The organism is Vibrio sp. 10N.222.46.A1 (genome assembly GCF_041473595.1).
Classification (GTDB): Bacteria; Pseudomonadota; Gammaproteobacteria; order Enterobacterales; family Vibrionaceae; genus Vibrio; species Vibrio tasmaniensis_A.
In genome coordinates this window covers 1-397 of record NZ_JBFRSN010000308.1, presented here as the reverse complement: position 1 = coordinate 397, position 397 = coordinate 1, and the positions used below count along the sequence as shown (strand labels likewise).

The following is a 397-nucleotide window of genomic DNA, read 5'->3' as shown; positions in this document are numbered from 1 at the left end:
ACCTCCTTATACGAAGATACTCACGATGAGTGTCCACACAGATTGATTAGGTTTAGAAAAGTAAAGAGACGAAGAACTCCCAAGTTCTTCAATATCCAGTGTCCCGTTCGTCTAGAGGCCTAGGACACCGCCCTTTCACGGCGGTAACAGGGGTTCGACTCCCCTACGGGATACCATTGGGTCGTTAGCTCAGTTGGTAGAGCAGTTGACTTTTAATCAATTGGTCGCAGGTTCGAATCCTGCACGACCCACCATTCTTTCTCCGCGAAGGAATTAAAACTATCGTGGGCGATTAGCTCAGTTGGGAGAGCACCTGCCTTACAAGCAGGGGGTCACTGGTTCGAGCCCGGTATCGCCCACCATTCTCTAAATATTCTTAGTTATAGTCATATCCAAA

3 tRNA genes are annotated in these 397 nt (G+C 48.1%); all 3 read left to right on the top strand.

Features of this window, described 5'->3' with window-relative positions:
* Positions 1–100 precede the first annotated feature (100 nt).
* Positions 101–176: transfer RNA gene (locus AB4496_RS10170), tRNA-Glu, on the top strand.
* A gap of 2 nt (positions 177–178) precedes the next feature.
* Positions 179–254, top strand: a tRNA-Lys gene (locus tag AB4496_RS10165).
* Positions 255–286: 32 nt separating this feature from the next.
* A tRNA-Val gene (locus AB4496_RS10160) sits at positions 287–362 on the top strand.
* Positions 363–397 lie beyond the last annotated feature (35 nt).